The organism is Pseudomonas sp. 2VD, assembly GCF_005503585.1.
In the GTDB taxonomy this organism is placed as follows: domain Bacteria; phylum Pseudomonadota; class Gammaproteobacteria; order Pseudomonadales; family Pseudomonadaceae; genus Pseudomonas; species Pseudomonas aeruginosa.
Map to the genome: position 1 here is coordinate 1 of NZ_SCND01000141.1, position 13866 is coordinate 13866.

At 65.4% G+C, this 13866-nt stretch carries 16 protein-coding genes; 3 read left to right on the plus strand and 13 right to left on the minus strand.

The features are described from left to right. The 3 genes from dnaG to rpsU form a co-directional block, all read right to left on the minus strand. The coding region (dnaG, locus tag FFS27_RS16640; RefSeq protein ID WP_137952103.1) for a DNA primase at nucleotides 1-1283 on the minus strand (1283 nt) is incomplete at its 3' end. Between the two features lie 82 nt (nucleotides 1284-1365). Then, a complete protein-coding gene (locus FFS27_RS16645; RefSeq protein ID WP_003085042.1) occupies nucleotides 1366-1815 on the minus strand; it encodes a GatB/YqeY domain-containing protein in 450 nt (149 codons plus the stop codon). A gap of 69 nt (nucleotides 1816-1884) precedes the next feature. Then, entirely contained in the window at nucleotides 1885-2100 is a 216-nt protein-coding gene (rpsU, locus tag FFS27_RS16650; protein ID WP_003085057.1) for a 30S ribosomal protein S21, read from the minus strand. Nucleotides 2101-2300: 200 nt separating this feature from the next. Here rpsU and tsaD point away from each other — a divergent pair, with 200 nt between their 5' ends. Further along, nucleotides 2301-3326: a tRNA (adenosine(37)-N6)-threonylcarbamoyltransferase complex transferase subunit TsaD gene (gene tsaD / locus FFS27_RS16655; protein ID WP_003109020.1), complete on the plus strand. Its 1026-nt coding sequence runs from the start codon at nucleotides 2301-2303 to the stop codon at nucleotides 3324-3326. Between the two features lie 78 nt (nucleotides 3327-3404). Here tsaD and plsY read toward each other — a convergent pair whose 3' ends face one another. Next, on the minus strand, nucleotides 3405-3974 hold the full coding sequence (gene plsY / locus FFS27_RS16660; RefSeq protein WP_003085061.1) for a glycerol-3-phosphate 1-O-acyltransferase PlsY: 570 nt from the start codon (nucleotides 3972-3974) through the stop codon (nucleotides 3405-3407). Nucleotides 3975-4057: 83 nt separating this feature from the next. Here plsY and folB point away from each other — a divergent pair, with 83 nt between their 5' ends. Together folB and folK are read left to right on the plus strand one after the other, a co-directional pair. Next, nucleotides 4058-4411, plus strand: a complete 354-nt coding sequence (gene folB / locus FFS27_RS16665) for a dihydroneopterin aldolase (protein ID WP_003099587.1) — start codon at nucleotides 4058-4060, stop codon at nucleotides 4409-4411. Then, nucleotides 4402-4944, plus strand: a complete 543-nt coding sequence (gene folK / locus FFS27_RS16670) for a 2-amino-4-hydroxy-6-hydroxymethyldihydropteridine diphosphokinase (RefSeq protein ID WP_003137363.1) — start codon at nucleotides 4402-4404, stop codon at nucleotides 4942-4944. Before folB ends, folK begins: the two co-directional genes overlap by 10 nt. Here the strand turns inward: folK and FFS27_RS16675 are convergent. From FFS27_RS16675 to FFS27_RS16720, 9 genes are all read right to left on the minus strand, one after another. Then, entirely contained in the window at nucleotides 4917-6149 is a 1233-nt protein-coding gene (locus FFS27_RS16675) for a multifunctional CCA addition/repair protein (protein ID WP_003117955.1), read from the minus strand. The two genes, folK and FFS27_RS16675, sit on opposite strands and share 28 nt — an antisense overlap. Before the next feature lie 43 nt (nucleotides 6150-6192). Then, nucleotides 6193-6699, minus strand: a complete 507-nt coding sequence (locus tag FFS27_RS16680) for a DUF4136 domain-containing protein (RefSeq protein WP_003085071.1) — start codon at nucleotides 6697-6699, stop codon at nucleotides 6193-6195. 94 nt (nucleotides 6700-6793) lie between these two features. Continuing rightward, a complete protein-coding gene (locus FFS27_RS16685; RefSeq protein WP_003085073.1) occupies nucleotides 6794-8347 on the minus strand; it encodes a SpoVR family protein in 1554 nt (517 codons plus the stop codon). Next, on the minus strand, nucleotides 8344-9615 hold the full coding sequence (locus FFS27_RS16690) for a YeaH/YhbH family protein (RefSeq protein ID WP_003099579.1): 1272 nt from the start codon (nucleotides 9613-9615) through the stop codon (nucleotides 8344-8346). The genes FFS27_RS16685 and FFS27_RS16690 overlap by 4 nt, the downstream gene beginning before the upstream one ends. A 100-nt stretch (nucleotides 9616-9715) precedes the next feature. Then, nucleotides 9716-11638 (minus strand): PrkA family serine protein kinase, encoded by a 1923-nt coding sequence (locus tag FFS27_RS16695; protein WP_003085078.1) that lies wholly within the window; start codon nucleotides 11636-11638, stop codon nucleotides 9716-9718. Nucleotides 11639-11916: 278 nt separating this feature from the next. Beyond that, nucleotides 11917-12249 (minus strand): thiosulfate sulfurtransferase GlpE, encoded by a 333-nt coding sequence (gene glpE, locus FFS27_RS16705; RefSeq protein WP_003099577.1) that lies wholly within the window; start codon nucleotides 12247-12249, stop codon nucleotides 11917-11919. A 43-nt stretch (nucleotides 12250-12292) separates the two neighbouring features. Next, nucleotides 12293-13144 (minus strand): symmetrical bis(5'-nucleosyl)-tetraphosphatase, encoded by an 852-nt coding sequence (locus FFS27_RS16710; RefSeq protein WP_003113213.1) that lies wholly within the window; start codon nucleotides 13142-13144, stop codon nucleotides 12293-12295. Beyond that, on the minus strand, nucleotides 13144-13524 hold the full coding sequence (gene apaG / locus FFS27_RS16715; protein ID WP_021263064.1) for a Co2+/Mg2+ efflux protein ApaG: 381 nt from the start codon (nucleotides 13522-13524) through the stop codon (nucleotides 13144-13146). The genes FFS27_RS16710 and apaG overlap by 1 nt, the downstream gene beginning before the upstream one ends. 36 nt (nucleotides 13525-13560) lie before the next feature. After that, the coding region (locus FFS27_RS16720) for a ribosomal RNA small subunit methyltransferase A (protein ID WP_272483166.1) at nucleotides 13561-13866 on the minus strand (306 nt) is incomplete at its 5' end.

Sequence of the window (13866 nt, forward strand, 5' to 3'; positions counted from 1 at the left end):
TCGCCGGACAGGCCGGTGATTTCCGACAGACGTTGCCGCATCAGCAGGCGCAGGTTGTTCCCGGGAATCTTCTCCAGCAGCGGCGCGGCGAGGGTCGCCAGGTGGGCCTTGCCTTCCAGGGTGGCGGGGTCGGCCTCCAGCATCAGTTGCTGGAAGAAGTACTCCGCCAGCGGCTGGGCCTGCTGGGTGATGCGTGCGCGGAAGGCATCCTCGCCCTCGGCGCGTACCAGGCTGTCCGGGTCCTCCCCCTCGGGGAGGAACAGGAAGCGCACGCGCTTGCCGTCCTGCAGGTTCGGCAGCACCGACTCCAGGGCGCGCCAGGCCGCCTTGCGGCCGGCCTGGTCGCCGTCGAAACAGAACAGGATGCTCGGTACCAGGCGGAACAGGCGCTTGATGTGTTCCTCGCTGGTCGCCGTGCCGAGGGTCGCCACCGCGTTGCGGATGCCTTGCTGGGCCAGGGCGATGACATCCATGTAGCCCTCGACCACCATGATCTCGTCGAGGTCGCGATTCTTCTGCCGGGCTTCGTAGAGTCCGTAGAGTTCCTGGCCCTTGTGGAAGACCGGAGTCTCCGGGGAGTTCAGGTACTTCGGCTTGTCGTCGCCGAGCACCCGGCCGCCGAAGGCGATGATCCGCCCGCGGCTGTCGCGGATCGGGAACATCACGCGATCGCGGAAGCGGTCGTAGCGCTTGCCGGTGTCGCTGTTCTCCACCAGCAGGCCGGCGTCGAGCATGGCCTTGAGTTGCAGGTTGTCGCCACCCAGGTGCTTGAGCAGGTTGTCCCAGCCGGGCGGGGCGAAACCGAGGCCGAAGTCGCGGGCGATCTCGCCGGTCAGGCCGCGGCCCTTCAGGTAGTTCACCGCGGCCTTGCGCGCCGGGTGGCTTTTCAGCGCCTGCTTGTAGAACTCGGCGGCGGCGCTGAGCAGCGGGTAGAGCGGCGAGTCGGTCGGCTGGCGCGGCGTGTGCCCGCGTCCGCCGCGTTCCTCGCGCGGCACGTCCATGCCGGCACGCTTGGCCAGTTCCTCGACCGCCTGGGGGAACTCCAGCTGGTCGTGGTCCATGACGAAGCCGAGCGCGTTGCCGCCGGCGCCGCAGCCGAAGCAGTAGTAGAACTGCTTGTCCGGGCTGACGGTGAACGAGGGAGTCTTTTCCTTGTGGAACGGGCAGCAGGCGCTGTAGTTCTTGCCGGTTTTCTTCAGCTGGATGCGCGAACTCACCACCTCGACGATGTCGGTGCGGTTCAGCAGGTCATCGATGAAGCTTTGCGGTATCAGGCCGGCCATGGTGTTCTCGAAAACGACGGCGCGTGGGCGCAGAGCGGCAGCATAGCAATTATCGCCGGGCCGATCAGGCCGGCGCGGTGTTTCAGGAGGAGAGGCGCGCCTTCAGGCGCTGGCTGACCTGTGCCATGTCGACGCGACCCTGGACCTGCGGTCGCAGCAGGTTCATCGCCTTGCCCATGTCCTGCGGACCCTGGGCGCCGCTGTCGACGATGCTGCGCTCGATCAGGGCGTCGATCTCATGGTCGTCCAGGGGCTTGGGCATGAAGTCCTGGAGCACGAGGATCTCGGCGGCCTCGACCTCGGCGAGGTCCTGGCGGCCGGCGTCGCTGAACTGGCGCTGGGCGTCGCGGCGCTGCTTGATCATCCGGTCGAGGATCAGCAGGGCTCGGGCGTCATCCACCTCGATGCGTTCGTCGACTTCGACGCGCTTGATGTCCGCGAGGGCCAGGCGCAACGTGGTCAGCCGCGGCTTGTCCTGGGCGCGCATGGCGACCTTGACGGCGTCGAGGAGGCGGGATTTGATTTCGCTCATGGCGGAAAGCCGAAAGCCCGGCCGGGGCCGGGCTGAGGCACGATCACTGACGCGTGGGCGTCGAGTGGATCAGTACAGGCGCTCGCGACGGCGCTGTTCGCGCTGTACTTTCTTCGCGTGGCGCTTCACTGCGGCAGCGGCCTTGCGCTTGCGCTCGGCAGTGGGCTTCTCGTAGAACTCGCGGCTGCGAACTTCAGCCAGTACACCTGCTTTTTCGCAGGAGCGCTTGAAACGACGCAGGGCTACGTCGAAGGGTTCGTTCTCTTTTACTTTGACGGCTGGCATCCAGGTCGTACCTTCACTGATTACCGGGGGTTGAACGTACTCCGGCAAGGTGGCGCGGATACGTCGGTTTTCAAGGGTTGCGGATATTAACGGTTCGGCCGGAGGAATGCAAAGCCTCCGATCGAAAAACACTGGTCTGGCGCAAAGCCGCCGATTATCATGCGCGGCTTCGTATTTGCCAAGCTCTAAGGCTCAAGCCCATGCGCGTGCTGGGACTGGAAACGTCCTGCGACGAAACCGGCGTCGCCCTTTACGACAGCGAACGCGGCCTGCTGGCCGACGCGCTGTTCAGTCAGATCGACCTCCATCGCGTCTACGGCGGCGTCGTGCCCGAGCTGGCCTCGCGCGACCACGTCAAGCGCATGCTGCCGCTGATCCGCCAGGTGCTCGACGAGTCCGGCTGCACGCCGGCGGATATCGACGCGATCGCCTATACCGCCGGTCCCGGCCTGGTCGGCGCCCTGCTGGTGGGGGCTTCCTGTGCCCAGGCGATGGCCTTCGCCTGGGGCGTGCCGGCGGTCGGCGTGCACCACATGGAAGGGCACCTGCTGGCGCCGATGCTGGAAGAGCAGCCGCCGCGGTTCCCGTTCGTCGCCTTGCTGGTTTCCGGCGGTCACACCCAGTTGGTGCGGGTGGACGGTATCGGCCGCTACCAGTTGCTTGGCGAATCGGTGGACGATGCCGCCGGCGAAGCCTTCGACAAGACCGCCAAGCTGATCGGCCTGGGCTATCCCGGTGGTCCGGAAATCGCCCGCCTGGCGGAGCGCGGCACTCCTGGCCGCTTCGTGTTCCCGCGGCCGATGACCGATCGCCCCGGCCTGGACTTCAGCTTCAGCGGGCTCAAGACCTTTACCCTGAACACCTGGCAGCGTTGCGTCGAGGCCGGCGACGACAGCGAGCAGACCCGCTGCGACATCGCCCTGGCGTTCCAGACCGCGGTGGTCGAGACCCTGCTGATCAAGTGTCGTCGCGCCTTGAAGCAGACCGGCCTGAAGAACCTGGTGATCGCCGGCGGCGTCAGCGCCAACCAGGCGCTGCGCAGCGGCCTGGAAAAGATGCTCGGCGAAATGAAGGGGCAGGTGTTCTACGCCCGCCCGCGCTTCTGCACCGACAATGGCGCGATGATTGCCTACGCCGGCTGCCAGCGCCTGCTCGCCGGCCAGCATGACGGCCCGGCGATCAGCGTCCAGCCGCGCTGGCCGATGGAGTCGCTGCCGGCGGTCTGAGTGGCCGCCAGGTCGCAGTCAGGCAGGTGTCGATGACGCAGCTGGGCCAGACTGCATGAAGTTTTTTCCTTTTATGGATTAGAAATGCCGTTCGCGGCCGGCGAACAGATCGCGTAAGTTGGCGCGGTGCCGCCAGACGATCAGGCCGGTCAGCACGGTCATCGGCAGCAGCGCTCCGGGCTGCTGCCAGGCCAGCAACGGCAGGGTCAGCGGGGTGGCCACCAGCGAGGCGAGCGAGCTGGTGCGCGACAGCTTGAAGGTCAGCAGCCAGGCCGCTGCGGCCAGCAGTACGGCCGGCGGATAGAGGCCGAGGAGCATGCCCGCGGCGGTGGCGACACCCTTGCCGCCGCGGAAGTTGAAGTACAGCGGATACAGGTGGCCGATCACGGCGGCGATGCCGACCCAGGCCTCCTCCATCACGCCGAGCCCCAGCCAGCGGGCGACCAGCACCGGCAACAGGCCTTTGCCGACGTCGCCGAGCAGGGTCAGGATGGCGAGTTTCTTCCCGGCGACGCGCAGCATGTTGGTCGCGCCGGGGTTGCCGGAACCGCTGGCGCGCGGGTCCTGGGTGCCGAACCAGCGGCTGAGCAGGACGGCGAAGGAGAGGGAACCGAGCAGGTAGGCGAGGATCGCCAGTAGCCAGACCATGGATTCCACCGAGGACGAGGATGTCCTCGATTCTAACGGGGCGGCGCACGCTTGTCGTGGCATCCCTTGGAGCGGGTAGCGAAGTGGACAGAGTTTTTATCGAAGGCTTGGAGGTCGATACCGTCATCGGCGTGTACGACTGGGAGCGCGGCATCCGTCAGTGCCTGCGCCTGGACCTGACCCTGGGCTGGGACAACCGTCCGGCCGCCGCGGGCGACGATCTCGCCCTGGCGCTGGACTATGCCGCGTTGTCCGAGCGGGTGCAGGAGTTCGCCCGGGAATCGCATTTCCAGTTGGTGGAAACCTTCGCCGAGCGCCTCGCCGAGGTACTGATGGGCGAGCGCGGCATTCCCTGGCTGCGCATCCGCGTGACCAAGCCCGGCGCGGTGCCGGCGGCCCGTGGCGTTGGCGTGGAGATCGAACGCGGATGTCGCTGATCCCGGTCTACCTCGGCCTCGGCAGCAATGTCGAGCGTGAGCGCCACCTGCGTGCCGGCCTCGATGCGCTGGCCGGTTTCCTTCATGACCTGCGTTGCTCGCCGGTGTTCGAGAGCGAGCCGGTGGGTATCAAGAGCGGGCCGTTCTTCAACCTGGTGGTGTCTGCCCGCACCGATCTGCCGCTGGCCGAACTGAGCCTGCGACTCAAGCACATCGAGGCCGACAATGGCCGCTATGCGCCAGAGCGCAAGGGGCTGCCGCTGGATATCGACGTGCTGTTCTACGGCGACCTGGTGGGCGATTTCGATGGCCTGGTGCTGCCGCGCGCCGAAGTGCTGAAGAACGCTTTCGTGCTCTGGCCCTTGTCCGAGCTGGCGCCGAACCTGGAGCATCCGGTCGCCCGCCAGCCGCTGGGCGATCTCTGGCGCGAGACGAGGATCCAGCAGAAGCTCTGGCCGGCGCCATTCGAATGGCGTGGCCAGGCGTTGACTCCCGAAGCGCTGCTTCAGGCCTTTCCGCGTTCTTCCTTGTAGGCCTTGAGTGCGGCGAGGCGCGCACGCTTCAGCGCCTCGCCCAGTTCCGCGCCCTTCAAGCCCTTTTCCACCAGCGGCTTCACGCTGACTGCCCGCGCTGCCTGCGCCGCGCCGAGCAGGTAGGCGGCCTGCGGATAGTCCCGCTGTTCCAGGCCGAGGCGGCCGCGCGCGTCCATCTCGCTGGCGGCGACGAACTCCTCGAAACGCTGCGGGCGGCGATACACGTCGAAGCTCTGCAACAGCTCCAGCAGTGTATTCGGGCGCAGCTCCAGCGCCCGATGGGCGTGGGTGTGGTACTCGCCCACCAGGCGCGCCAGTTCCTGGCAGTCGCGCGGCACCCTGAAGCGCTGGTTCACCGCATCGATCAACGGCACGCCGCGAGCCTCGTGGGCGATATGGCGGGGCCAGTCCGCTTCGCTGGTGAGTCCCTTGCCCAGGTCGTGCAGGAGGCAAGCCCAGCGTACGCTGAGCGGCTGCCGGTGGCGGGCGCATTGCTGCAATACCGACAGGACATGGACGCCGGTATCGATTTCCGGATGGTGGGCCGCCGGCTGCGGTACGCCGAACAGCGCCTCGACTTCCGGGATCAGTTCGGCCAGGGCGCCGCAGTCGTGCAGGACCTGGATGAAGACCTCGGGGTTGGGTTCCATCAGGGCTCGGGAAATTTCCTTCCAACTGCGCTCCGGGGTCAGCGCCTGCAACTCGCCGGATTCCGCCAGTTGGCGCATCAGGGCGAGGGTTTCGGCGGCGATCCGGAAGCCCAGGCCGGCGTAGCGGGCGGCGAAGCGCGCTACGCGCAGGACCCGCAGGGGATCCTCGGCGAACGCCGGGGAAACGTGGCGCAGCAGGCGCGCCTCGAGGTCTGCCTGGCCGCCGTAGGGATCTATTACCCGGCCCTGTTCGTCCTCGGCCATGGCGTTGATGGTCAGGTCACGGCGAGTCAGGTCTTCCTCCAGGGTCACCTCGGGGCTGGCATGGAAGGTGAAGCCGCCGTAGCCGCGCCCGCTCTTCCGCTCGGTGCGCGCCAGGGCGTATTCCTCGCCGCTCTGCGGATGAAGGAAGACCGGGAAGTCGGCGCCCACCGGGCGGTAGCCGCGGGCTAGCATCTCGTCGCTGCTGGCACCGACCACCACCCAGTCGATATCGGTGACCGGACGGCCGAGAAGGCGATCGCGCACGGCGCCGCCGACCTTGTAAATCTGCATGGGAATCCTCCGCGTGATAGGCGGAAGTCTACCCCAGGGTGTCCTAGCGGGCGCGTGGAAGCTGCCGGAGCAGGGCGCCGACCGCCAGTTCGAGCTGTTCCGGGTTGGCCCTGGCGGGGCTGAGGCCGGTGCTTACCATACCTTCCCAGAGAACGCGCTCCTCCAGGTCGACCAGGCGCACGCGCAATGTTCCGGTTTCGTCGCGCAGGCGGTGGATCGCCAGATAAGGCCCCATGCCGGAGGTGGGCGGAAGGTCGGGGCGGAATTCCAGAGGTGCGTCGCGCAGCGCCAGCCAGTAGTAGACGCGGAATTGCGGGGTAGCGCTCTCGTGGTAGCCGTGGGCCGCCAGTCCCTGGCGCAGCTCTGCGTTTATCAGCGGATAGCGGTTGCGGTAGGGCAGGGCGTCGACCGCCTGTTCCGGCGGCATCAACTGGAAACCTTGCAGGCCGGGCAATCCGGCGCTGGCCGGATGGGTCACCCGGGCGCTGGGGATGTGGCTGGCGCAGGTGGCCAGGACGAGGCAGAGCAGGACGATGGCGAACAGGCGCATGGCGGCTCCCGTGGACGGCCGGCTTCTTGTTCTGCTGTGGGCGGCCCCGACCGTGCCGGCATGCTGGCCGGCGGTCGGGGCGGACGTCAACCGATCAAATGGGCGGGATGATCAGGTCCAGGCGCGGGTAGCCTTCCTCGCCCTCGCTAGCGCCCTTGGGCGGCATGTGGTGGGTCTGCACGAGCTGGTCGCCCTGCAGGGTCTCCAGGTGGATATCGAAGCCCCACAAGCGATGCAGGTGCTTGAGCACGTCGGCGGTGGAGTCGCTCAGCGGCTGGCGGTCGAACTGCTGGTGGCGCAGGGTCAGCGAGCGGTCGCCGCGACGGTCGACGTTCCAGATCTGGATGTTCGGCTCGCGGTTGCCGAGGTTGTACTGCGCCGCCAGGGTCTCGCGGATGGTGCGGTAGCCGGCTTCGTCGTGGATCGCCGCGACCAGCAGGTCGTCCTTCTGGTCGTCGTCGAGAATGCTGAACAGCTTCAGGTCGCGAATCACCTTGGGCGAGAGGAACTGGAGGATGAAGCTTTCGTCCTTGAAGCTCTTCATGGCGAACTTCAGTGTGGCCAGCCAGTCGCTGCCGGCGATATCCGGGAACCAGCGGCGATCCTCGTCGGTAGGATCCTCGCAGATGCGGCGGATGTCGCGGTACATGGCGAAGCCCAGGGCGTAGGGGTTGATGCCGCTGTAGTAGGGGCTGTCGAAGGACGGCTGGTAGACCACGCTGGTGTGGTATTGCAGGAACTCCATCATGAAGCCGTCGTTGACCAGGCCTTCGTCGTAGAGATCGTTGAGCAGCGTGTAGTGCCAGAAGGTCGCCCAGCCTTCGTTCATCACCTGGGTCTGGCGTTGCGGGTAGAAATACTGGGCGATCTTGCGCACGATGCGGATCACCTCACGCTGCCAGGGCTCCAGCAGCGGCGCGTTCTTCTCGATGAAGTAGAGGATGTTCTCCTGCGGCTCGCTCGGATAGCGCGCCATGGATTGTTCCTTGTCCTTGCCGCCGACGCGCGGGATGGTCCGCCAGAGGTCGTTGACCTGGCGCTGGATCAGTTCCTCGCGCTCCTTCTGCCGCTGCCGCTCCTCTTCCGCGGAAATCGGGTAGGGCCGCTTGTAGCGGTCGACACCGTAGTTCATCAGGGCGTGGCAGGAGTCGAGCAGGTCTTCCACCGCGTCGATCCCGTAGCGCTCCTCGCACTGCATGATGTACTGCTTGGCGAACACCAGGTAATCGATGATCGAACTGGCATCGGTCCAGGTGCGGAACAGGTAGTTGCCCTTGAAGAAACTGTTGTGCCCGTAGCAGGCGTGGGCGATCACCAGCGCCTGCATGCACTGGGTGTTTTCCTCCATCAGGTAGGCGATGCAGGGGTCGGAGTTGATCACGATCTCGTAGGCCAGGCCCATCTGGCCACGCTTGTAGTTCTTTTCCGTGCTGAGGAAGTGCTTGCCGTAGGACCAGTGGTTATAGCCGATCGGCATGCCCACCGAGGCGTAGGCGTCCATCATCTGCTCGGCGGTGATCACCTCGATCTGGTTCGGATAGGTATCCAGGGCATAGCGCTCGGCGATCCTGCTGATTTCCCGGTCGTACTGCTGGATCAGCTCGAAAGTCCATTCCGAGCCGGTGGCGATGGGCTGGCGCTTGCTCATGCGACGAGCCTCCTCTGGAACAGCTCGCGGAACACCGGGTAGATGTCCGATGCCGAGACGATCTGCTGCTGGGCGAAGCTGTCTTCGAAGGCTTCGCGCACGCGCTCGTACTCGAACCACAGGGCCTGGTGTTCGCGCGGGGTGATCTCGACGTAGGTGTAGTACTGGACGAACGGCATGATCTGCTTGAGGAGGATGTCCCGGCACACCGGCGAGTCGTCGTTCCAGTTGTCGCCGTCCGAGGCCTGGGCGGCGTAGATGTTCCACTCATGGGTCGGATAACGCTCGGCCATGATCTCCTGCATCATCTTCAGCGCGCTGGAGACGATGGTGCCGCCGGTCTCGCGGGAGTAGAAGAACTCCTCCTCGTCGACCTCGCGGGCGCTGGTGTGGTGGCGGATGAACACCACTTCGATCTTCTCGTAGTTCCGCTTGAGGAACAGGTAGAGCAGGATGAAGAAGCGCTTGGCGATGTCCTTGGTCGCCTGGGTCATCGAGCCGGAGACGTCCATCAGGCAGAACATCACCGCCTTGGAGGTGGGGTTGGGCTGCTTGACCAGCAGGTTGTACTTGAGATCGAAGGTGTCGAGGAACGGTACCCGGTCGATGCGCGCGCGGAGCTTGGCGATTTCCAGCTCGAGTTCCTGGATATCGCCGAGGTTGTCCGGCTCTTCGCGCTTGATCCGCTCCAGTTCCTTCAGCGCCGCGCGCAGCTTGGCCCGGCTGCCGCCGGACAGCGCGATGCGCCGCGCATGGGCCGAGCGCAGGGTGCGGACGATGTTGATGCGCGACGGGTTGCCGTCGTTGCTGATGCCGGCGCGGACGGTCTTGAAGGTGTCGGTGCCGGTGATGTGGCGCTTGACCAGGTTGGGCAGCTCCAGGTCCTCGAACATGAAGTCGAGGAATTCCTCCTGGGTGATCTGGAAGACGAAGTCGTCCATGCCTTCGCCGCTGTTGCTGGCCTTGCCGCCGCCGCGGCCGCCCCCGCCGCCGGATGGGCGGGCGATGTGCTCGCCGGCGGTGAATTCCTTGTTGCCGGGGTGGACGACGGTCTGCCGCCCGCCGCGGCCATGGTGCAGCACCGGTTCGTCGATATCGCGCCCGGGAATGCTGATCTGCTCGCCGTGCTCCATGTCGGTGATGGAACGCCGGCTGACGGCCTCCTCGACGGCCTTCTTGATGTGTTCACGGTAGCGCCTCAGGAAGCGCTGGCGGTTCACCGTGCTCTTGTTCTTGCCGTTCAGACGCCGGTCGATGACGTAGCTCATGAATGCTCCTCAGGGCCTGTGGCGCCCCGCCGGAGCGGAGGCGCCGAGGTCCGAATGCGACGGCGACCGGTACGGTCGCAGCGACCGTACCGATGGCAGACTACTGCGACTTGCGAACCCGCAGGTACCATTCCGACAGCAGGCGGACCTGCTTCTCGGTGTAGCCGCGCTCGACCATGCGTTTGACGAAGTCGTTGTGCTTCTGCTGGTCCTCCTTGCTGGCCTTGGCGTTGAAGCTGATGACCGGAAGCAGGTCCTCGGTGTTGGAGAACATCTTCTTCTCGATCACCACGCGCAGCTTCTCGTAGGACAGCCAGCTCGGGTTCTTGCCGTTGTTGCCGGCGCGGGCGCGCAGCACGAAGTTGACGATCTCGTTGCGGAAGTCCTTCGGGTTGCTGATGCCGGCGGGTTTCTCGATCTTCTCCAGTTCCTCGTTGAGGGCGGCGCGGTTGAGGATCTCGCCGGTTTCCGGGTCGCGGTATTCCTGGTCCTGGATCCAGAAGTCGGCGTACAGCACATAGCGGTCGAAGATGTTCTGACCGTATTCGCTGTAGGACTCCAGGTAGGCGGTCTGGATTTCCTTGCCGATGAACTCGACGTAGCGCGGCGCCAGGTATTCCTTGATGAAGCGCAGGTAGCGCTCGCGGGTTTCCGGCTGGAACTGTTCCTGCTCGATCTGCTGTTCGAGGACGTAGAGCAGGTGCACCGGGTTGGCCGCTACCTCGTGCGGGTCGAAGTTGAATACCTTGGAGAGGATCTTGAAGGCGAAGCGGGTGGAAAGCCCGGCCATGCCTTCGTCGACCCCGGCCGAGTCGCGGTATTCCTGGATCGACTTGGCCTTGGGATCGGTATCTTTCAGGTTTTCGCCGTCATATACCCGCATCTTCGAGTAGATATTCGAGTTTTCCGGCTCTTTCAACCTCGACAGCACGGAGAACTGCGAGAGCATCTTCAGGGTATCCGGCGCGCAGTGGGCATGCGCCAGCGAGCTGTTGACCAGCAACTTGTCGTAGATCTTGATCTCGTCCGCCACGCGCAGGCAGTACGGCACCTTGACGATGTAGATGCGGTCGATGAAGGCCTCGTTGTTCTTGTTGTTGCGGAAGCTGTGCCATTCCGACTCGTTGGAGTGAGCCAGAATGATGCCGCTGTAGGGCAGGGCACCGAGGCCTTCGGTGCTGTTGTAGTTGCCTTCCTGGGTCGCGGTCAGCAGCGGGTGCAGGACCTTGATCGGGGCCTTGAACATCTCGACGAATTCCATCAGGCCCTGGTTGGCCCGGCAGAGGGCGCCCGAATAGCTGTAGGCGTCCGCGTCGTTCTGCGGATATTCCTCCAGCTTGCGGATGTCGACCTTGCCGACCAGCGCGGATATATCCTGGTTGTTCTCGTCGCCGGGCTCGGTCTTGGCGATGGCGATCTGGTTGAGGATCGAGGGGTACAGCTTGACCACGCGGAACTGGCTGATGTCGCCGCCGAACTCGTTGAGGCGCTTGGTTGCCCAGGGCGACATGATCGAGCGTAGGTAGCGCCTCGGGATGCCGTAGTCCTCCTCGAGGATGGCGCCGTCTTCGTCGGGGTTGAACAAGCCCAGCGGCGACTCGAAGACCGGCGAGCCCTTGATCGCGTAGAAGGGCACCTTCTCCATCAGTTGCTTGAGTTTTTCCGCCAGGGAGGATTTACCGCCGCCGACCGGGCCGAGCAGGTAAAGGATCTGCTTCTTCTCCTCCAGGCCCTGGGCCGCATGGCGGAAGAACGCGACGATCTGGTCGATGCATTCCTCCATGCCGTGGAAGTCGGCGAACGCCGGGTAGCGGCGAATCACCTTGTTGGAGAAGATCCGCGACAGCCTGGAGTCCACCGAGGTGTCCAGCAATTCCGGCTCGCCGATCGCCATCAGCAGGCGCTCGGCGGCAGAGGCATAGGCTGTCTTGTCTTGCTTGCAGAGGTCGAGATATTCCTGGAGGGAATATTCCTCTTGGCGGGTCGCTTCGAAGCGTTCCTGGAAGTGACTGAAAATGCTCATGACGTCTCCTCGCTCGATGCAGTGAGCCGGCGCGGGATCGGTCGTGCGGGTGCGGGGGGGCCGCCAGCCAGGCCGGCGAGAATCCCCCAGACTCCGTCGCTGCACGGTGCTTCCCTTTCCGCCAGCGCTCCTAACGGTCACAGCCGATGGCCCGGAAGCCGGTGTGCCGGCTCTCCCCTGTTTTGGATGGCCTGAGGAAAAGAATAGTTCGTTCTGGACGGAGTAAAGGAAGAAAGGCGAGAGAAGTTACAGTTTTTTTGGCGGGGTAGCGGCGCGGCCTACTCCGCTTCGCCGCTGCTGGTATCCGCGGGATAGACGCTGCGCCATAGCTCGAAGCCGCCGTCGAGGCTGTAGACGTCGCTGAAGCCCTGCTGGATGAAATAGGCGGCGGCGCTCTGGCTGGAGTTACCGTGGTAGCAGACCACCACCAGCGGAGCGTCGAGGTCGGCGGCGGCGATGAAGTCCGCCACCGAGTGGTTGTCGATGTGCCGCGAGCCGCTGATGTGGCCGACAGCGAAGCTCTGCGGGTCGCGGATGTCGACCACCTGGGCGCCGTTTTCGCGGAGCTGGCGGGCCTGTTCGGGGGCGATGCGCTGGAAGGTGTCGCTCATGTCAGGGTACCTGTGTACAGGGCGTCCACCGGACGCCGGGGATTCATGCGGGCGTGGCGGCGGGTCTGGCCGGCGCGCGCTGTTCGGCGCAATCGCAGCTCAGGCGTTCGCCGCTGTCAACGTTCAACAGGGTCATCCGCGCGCCCCAGACGCAGCCGGTATCCAGGGCGAACAGGCCGGGCTCGTCGCAGTGGCCTTCGAGGGCCGCCCAGTGGCCGAAGATGATCTTCTCGCCGCGGGTCTTGCGCGAAGGGAAGCTGAACCAGGGGGCGTAGCCGGGCGGCGCGGTGTCGAGGCCTTCCTTGCTCTTCAGGTCGAGCTTGCCATCTTCGGTGCAGAAACGCATGCGGGTGAAGTAGTTGGTGATCACCCTCAGGCGATCGATGCCATGCAGCTTCTTGTCCCACTTGGCCGGCTCGTTGCCGTACATGCCGTCGAGGAACAGCGGCAGGCGCTGGTCGTCGCGCAATGCTTGCTCCACCTCGGCTGCGCGCAGGCGGGCTTTTTCCAGGCTCCACTGCGGGGGGATGCCGGCATGCACCAGGGCGACCTTGCGTTGTTCGTCATAGTGCAGCAGCGGCAGGCGACGCAGCCAGTCGAGCAGTGGCTCGCGGTCCGGCGCCTCGAGGATTTCCCGCAGCGTGTCGGACTTCTTCAGGCGCTCGGACTTGTGCGCTACCGCCAGCAGGTGCAGGTCGTGGTTGCCCAGGACGCTGACCACCGACTCGCGCATGGCATAGAGGAAGCGCAGCGTCTCCAGGGACTGCGGGCCGCGGTTGACCAGGTCGCCGACCAGCCACAGGCGGTCCTTGGCCGGGTCGAAGGCGACGCGCTCCAGCAGGCATTTCAGGGGATCCAGGCAACCCTGCAGGTCGCCTACCGCGTAGACCGCCATCAGTGCAGCGCTCCCGGTACGGCCAGGCGAAACACCGGGATCGCGGCGTCGAAGGCGATTCCGTCGCTGCCGAGCATCTGATAGCTGCCGCGCATGCTGCCGACCCGGGTCGCCAGCACCGTGCCGCTGGTGTAGGTGTGTTGCGCGCCGGGGGCGATCAGCGGTTGCTTGCCGACCACGCCGGCGCCGCGAACTTCCTGGGTACGGCCGTCGCCGTCGGTGATGATCCAGTGGCGCGACAGCAGTTGGGCCGGAACCTCGCCCTGGTTCTCGATGGTCACCGTGTAGGCGAAGGCGAAACGGTTCTGCTCCGGGGCGGACTGTTCCGGAAGGTAGCGGGTGTCGACCCTGACGTTGACCTGGTGCTGGGTATCGCTCATACGGCTTGCCTGATTCCTGACGAGTGTCTCATCAGACTAACGATTGCCTGGCAGCTCGGCCAGCCGGTTGGCCAGGCGGACGAATGCGGCCAGGTCGAGTTGTTCGGGACGAAGGGTCGGATCGACCTCTGCGGCCTCGATGTCCTCGACGCTCAGGAGAGGCTTGAGGGTGTTGCGCAGGGTCTTGCGGCGCTGGTTGAAGGCCTCGCGGACCACCCGTTCGAGCAGTTTCGGGTCGCGTGCCGGATGGGGCGGCTCGGCGAAGGGGGTGAGGCGGACGATGGCCGAGTCGACCTTGGGCGGCGGGTTGAACGCGCCGGGGCCGACGTTGAACAGGTGCTC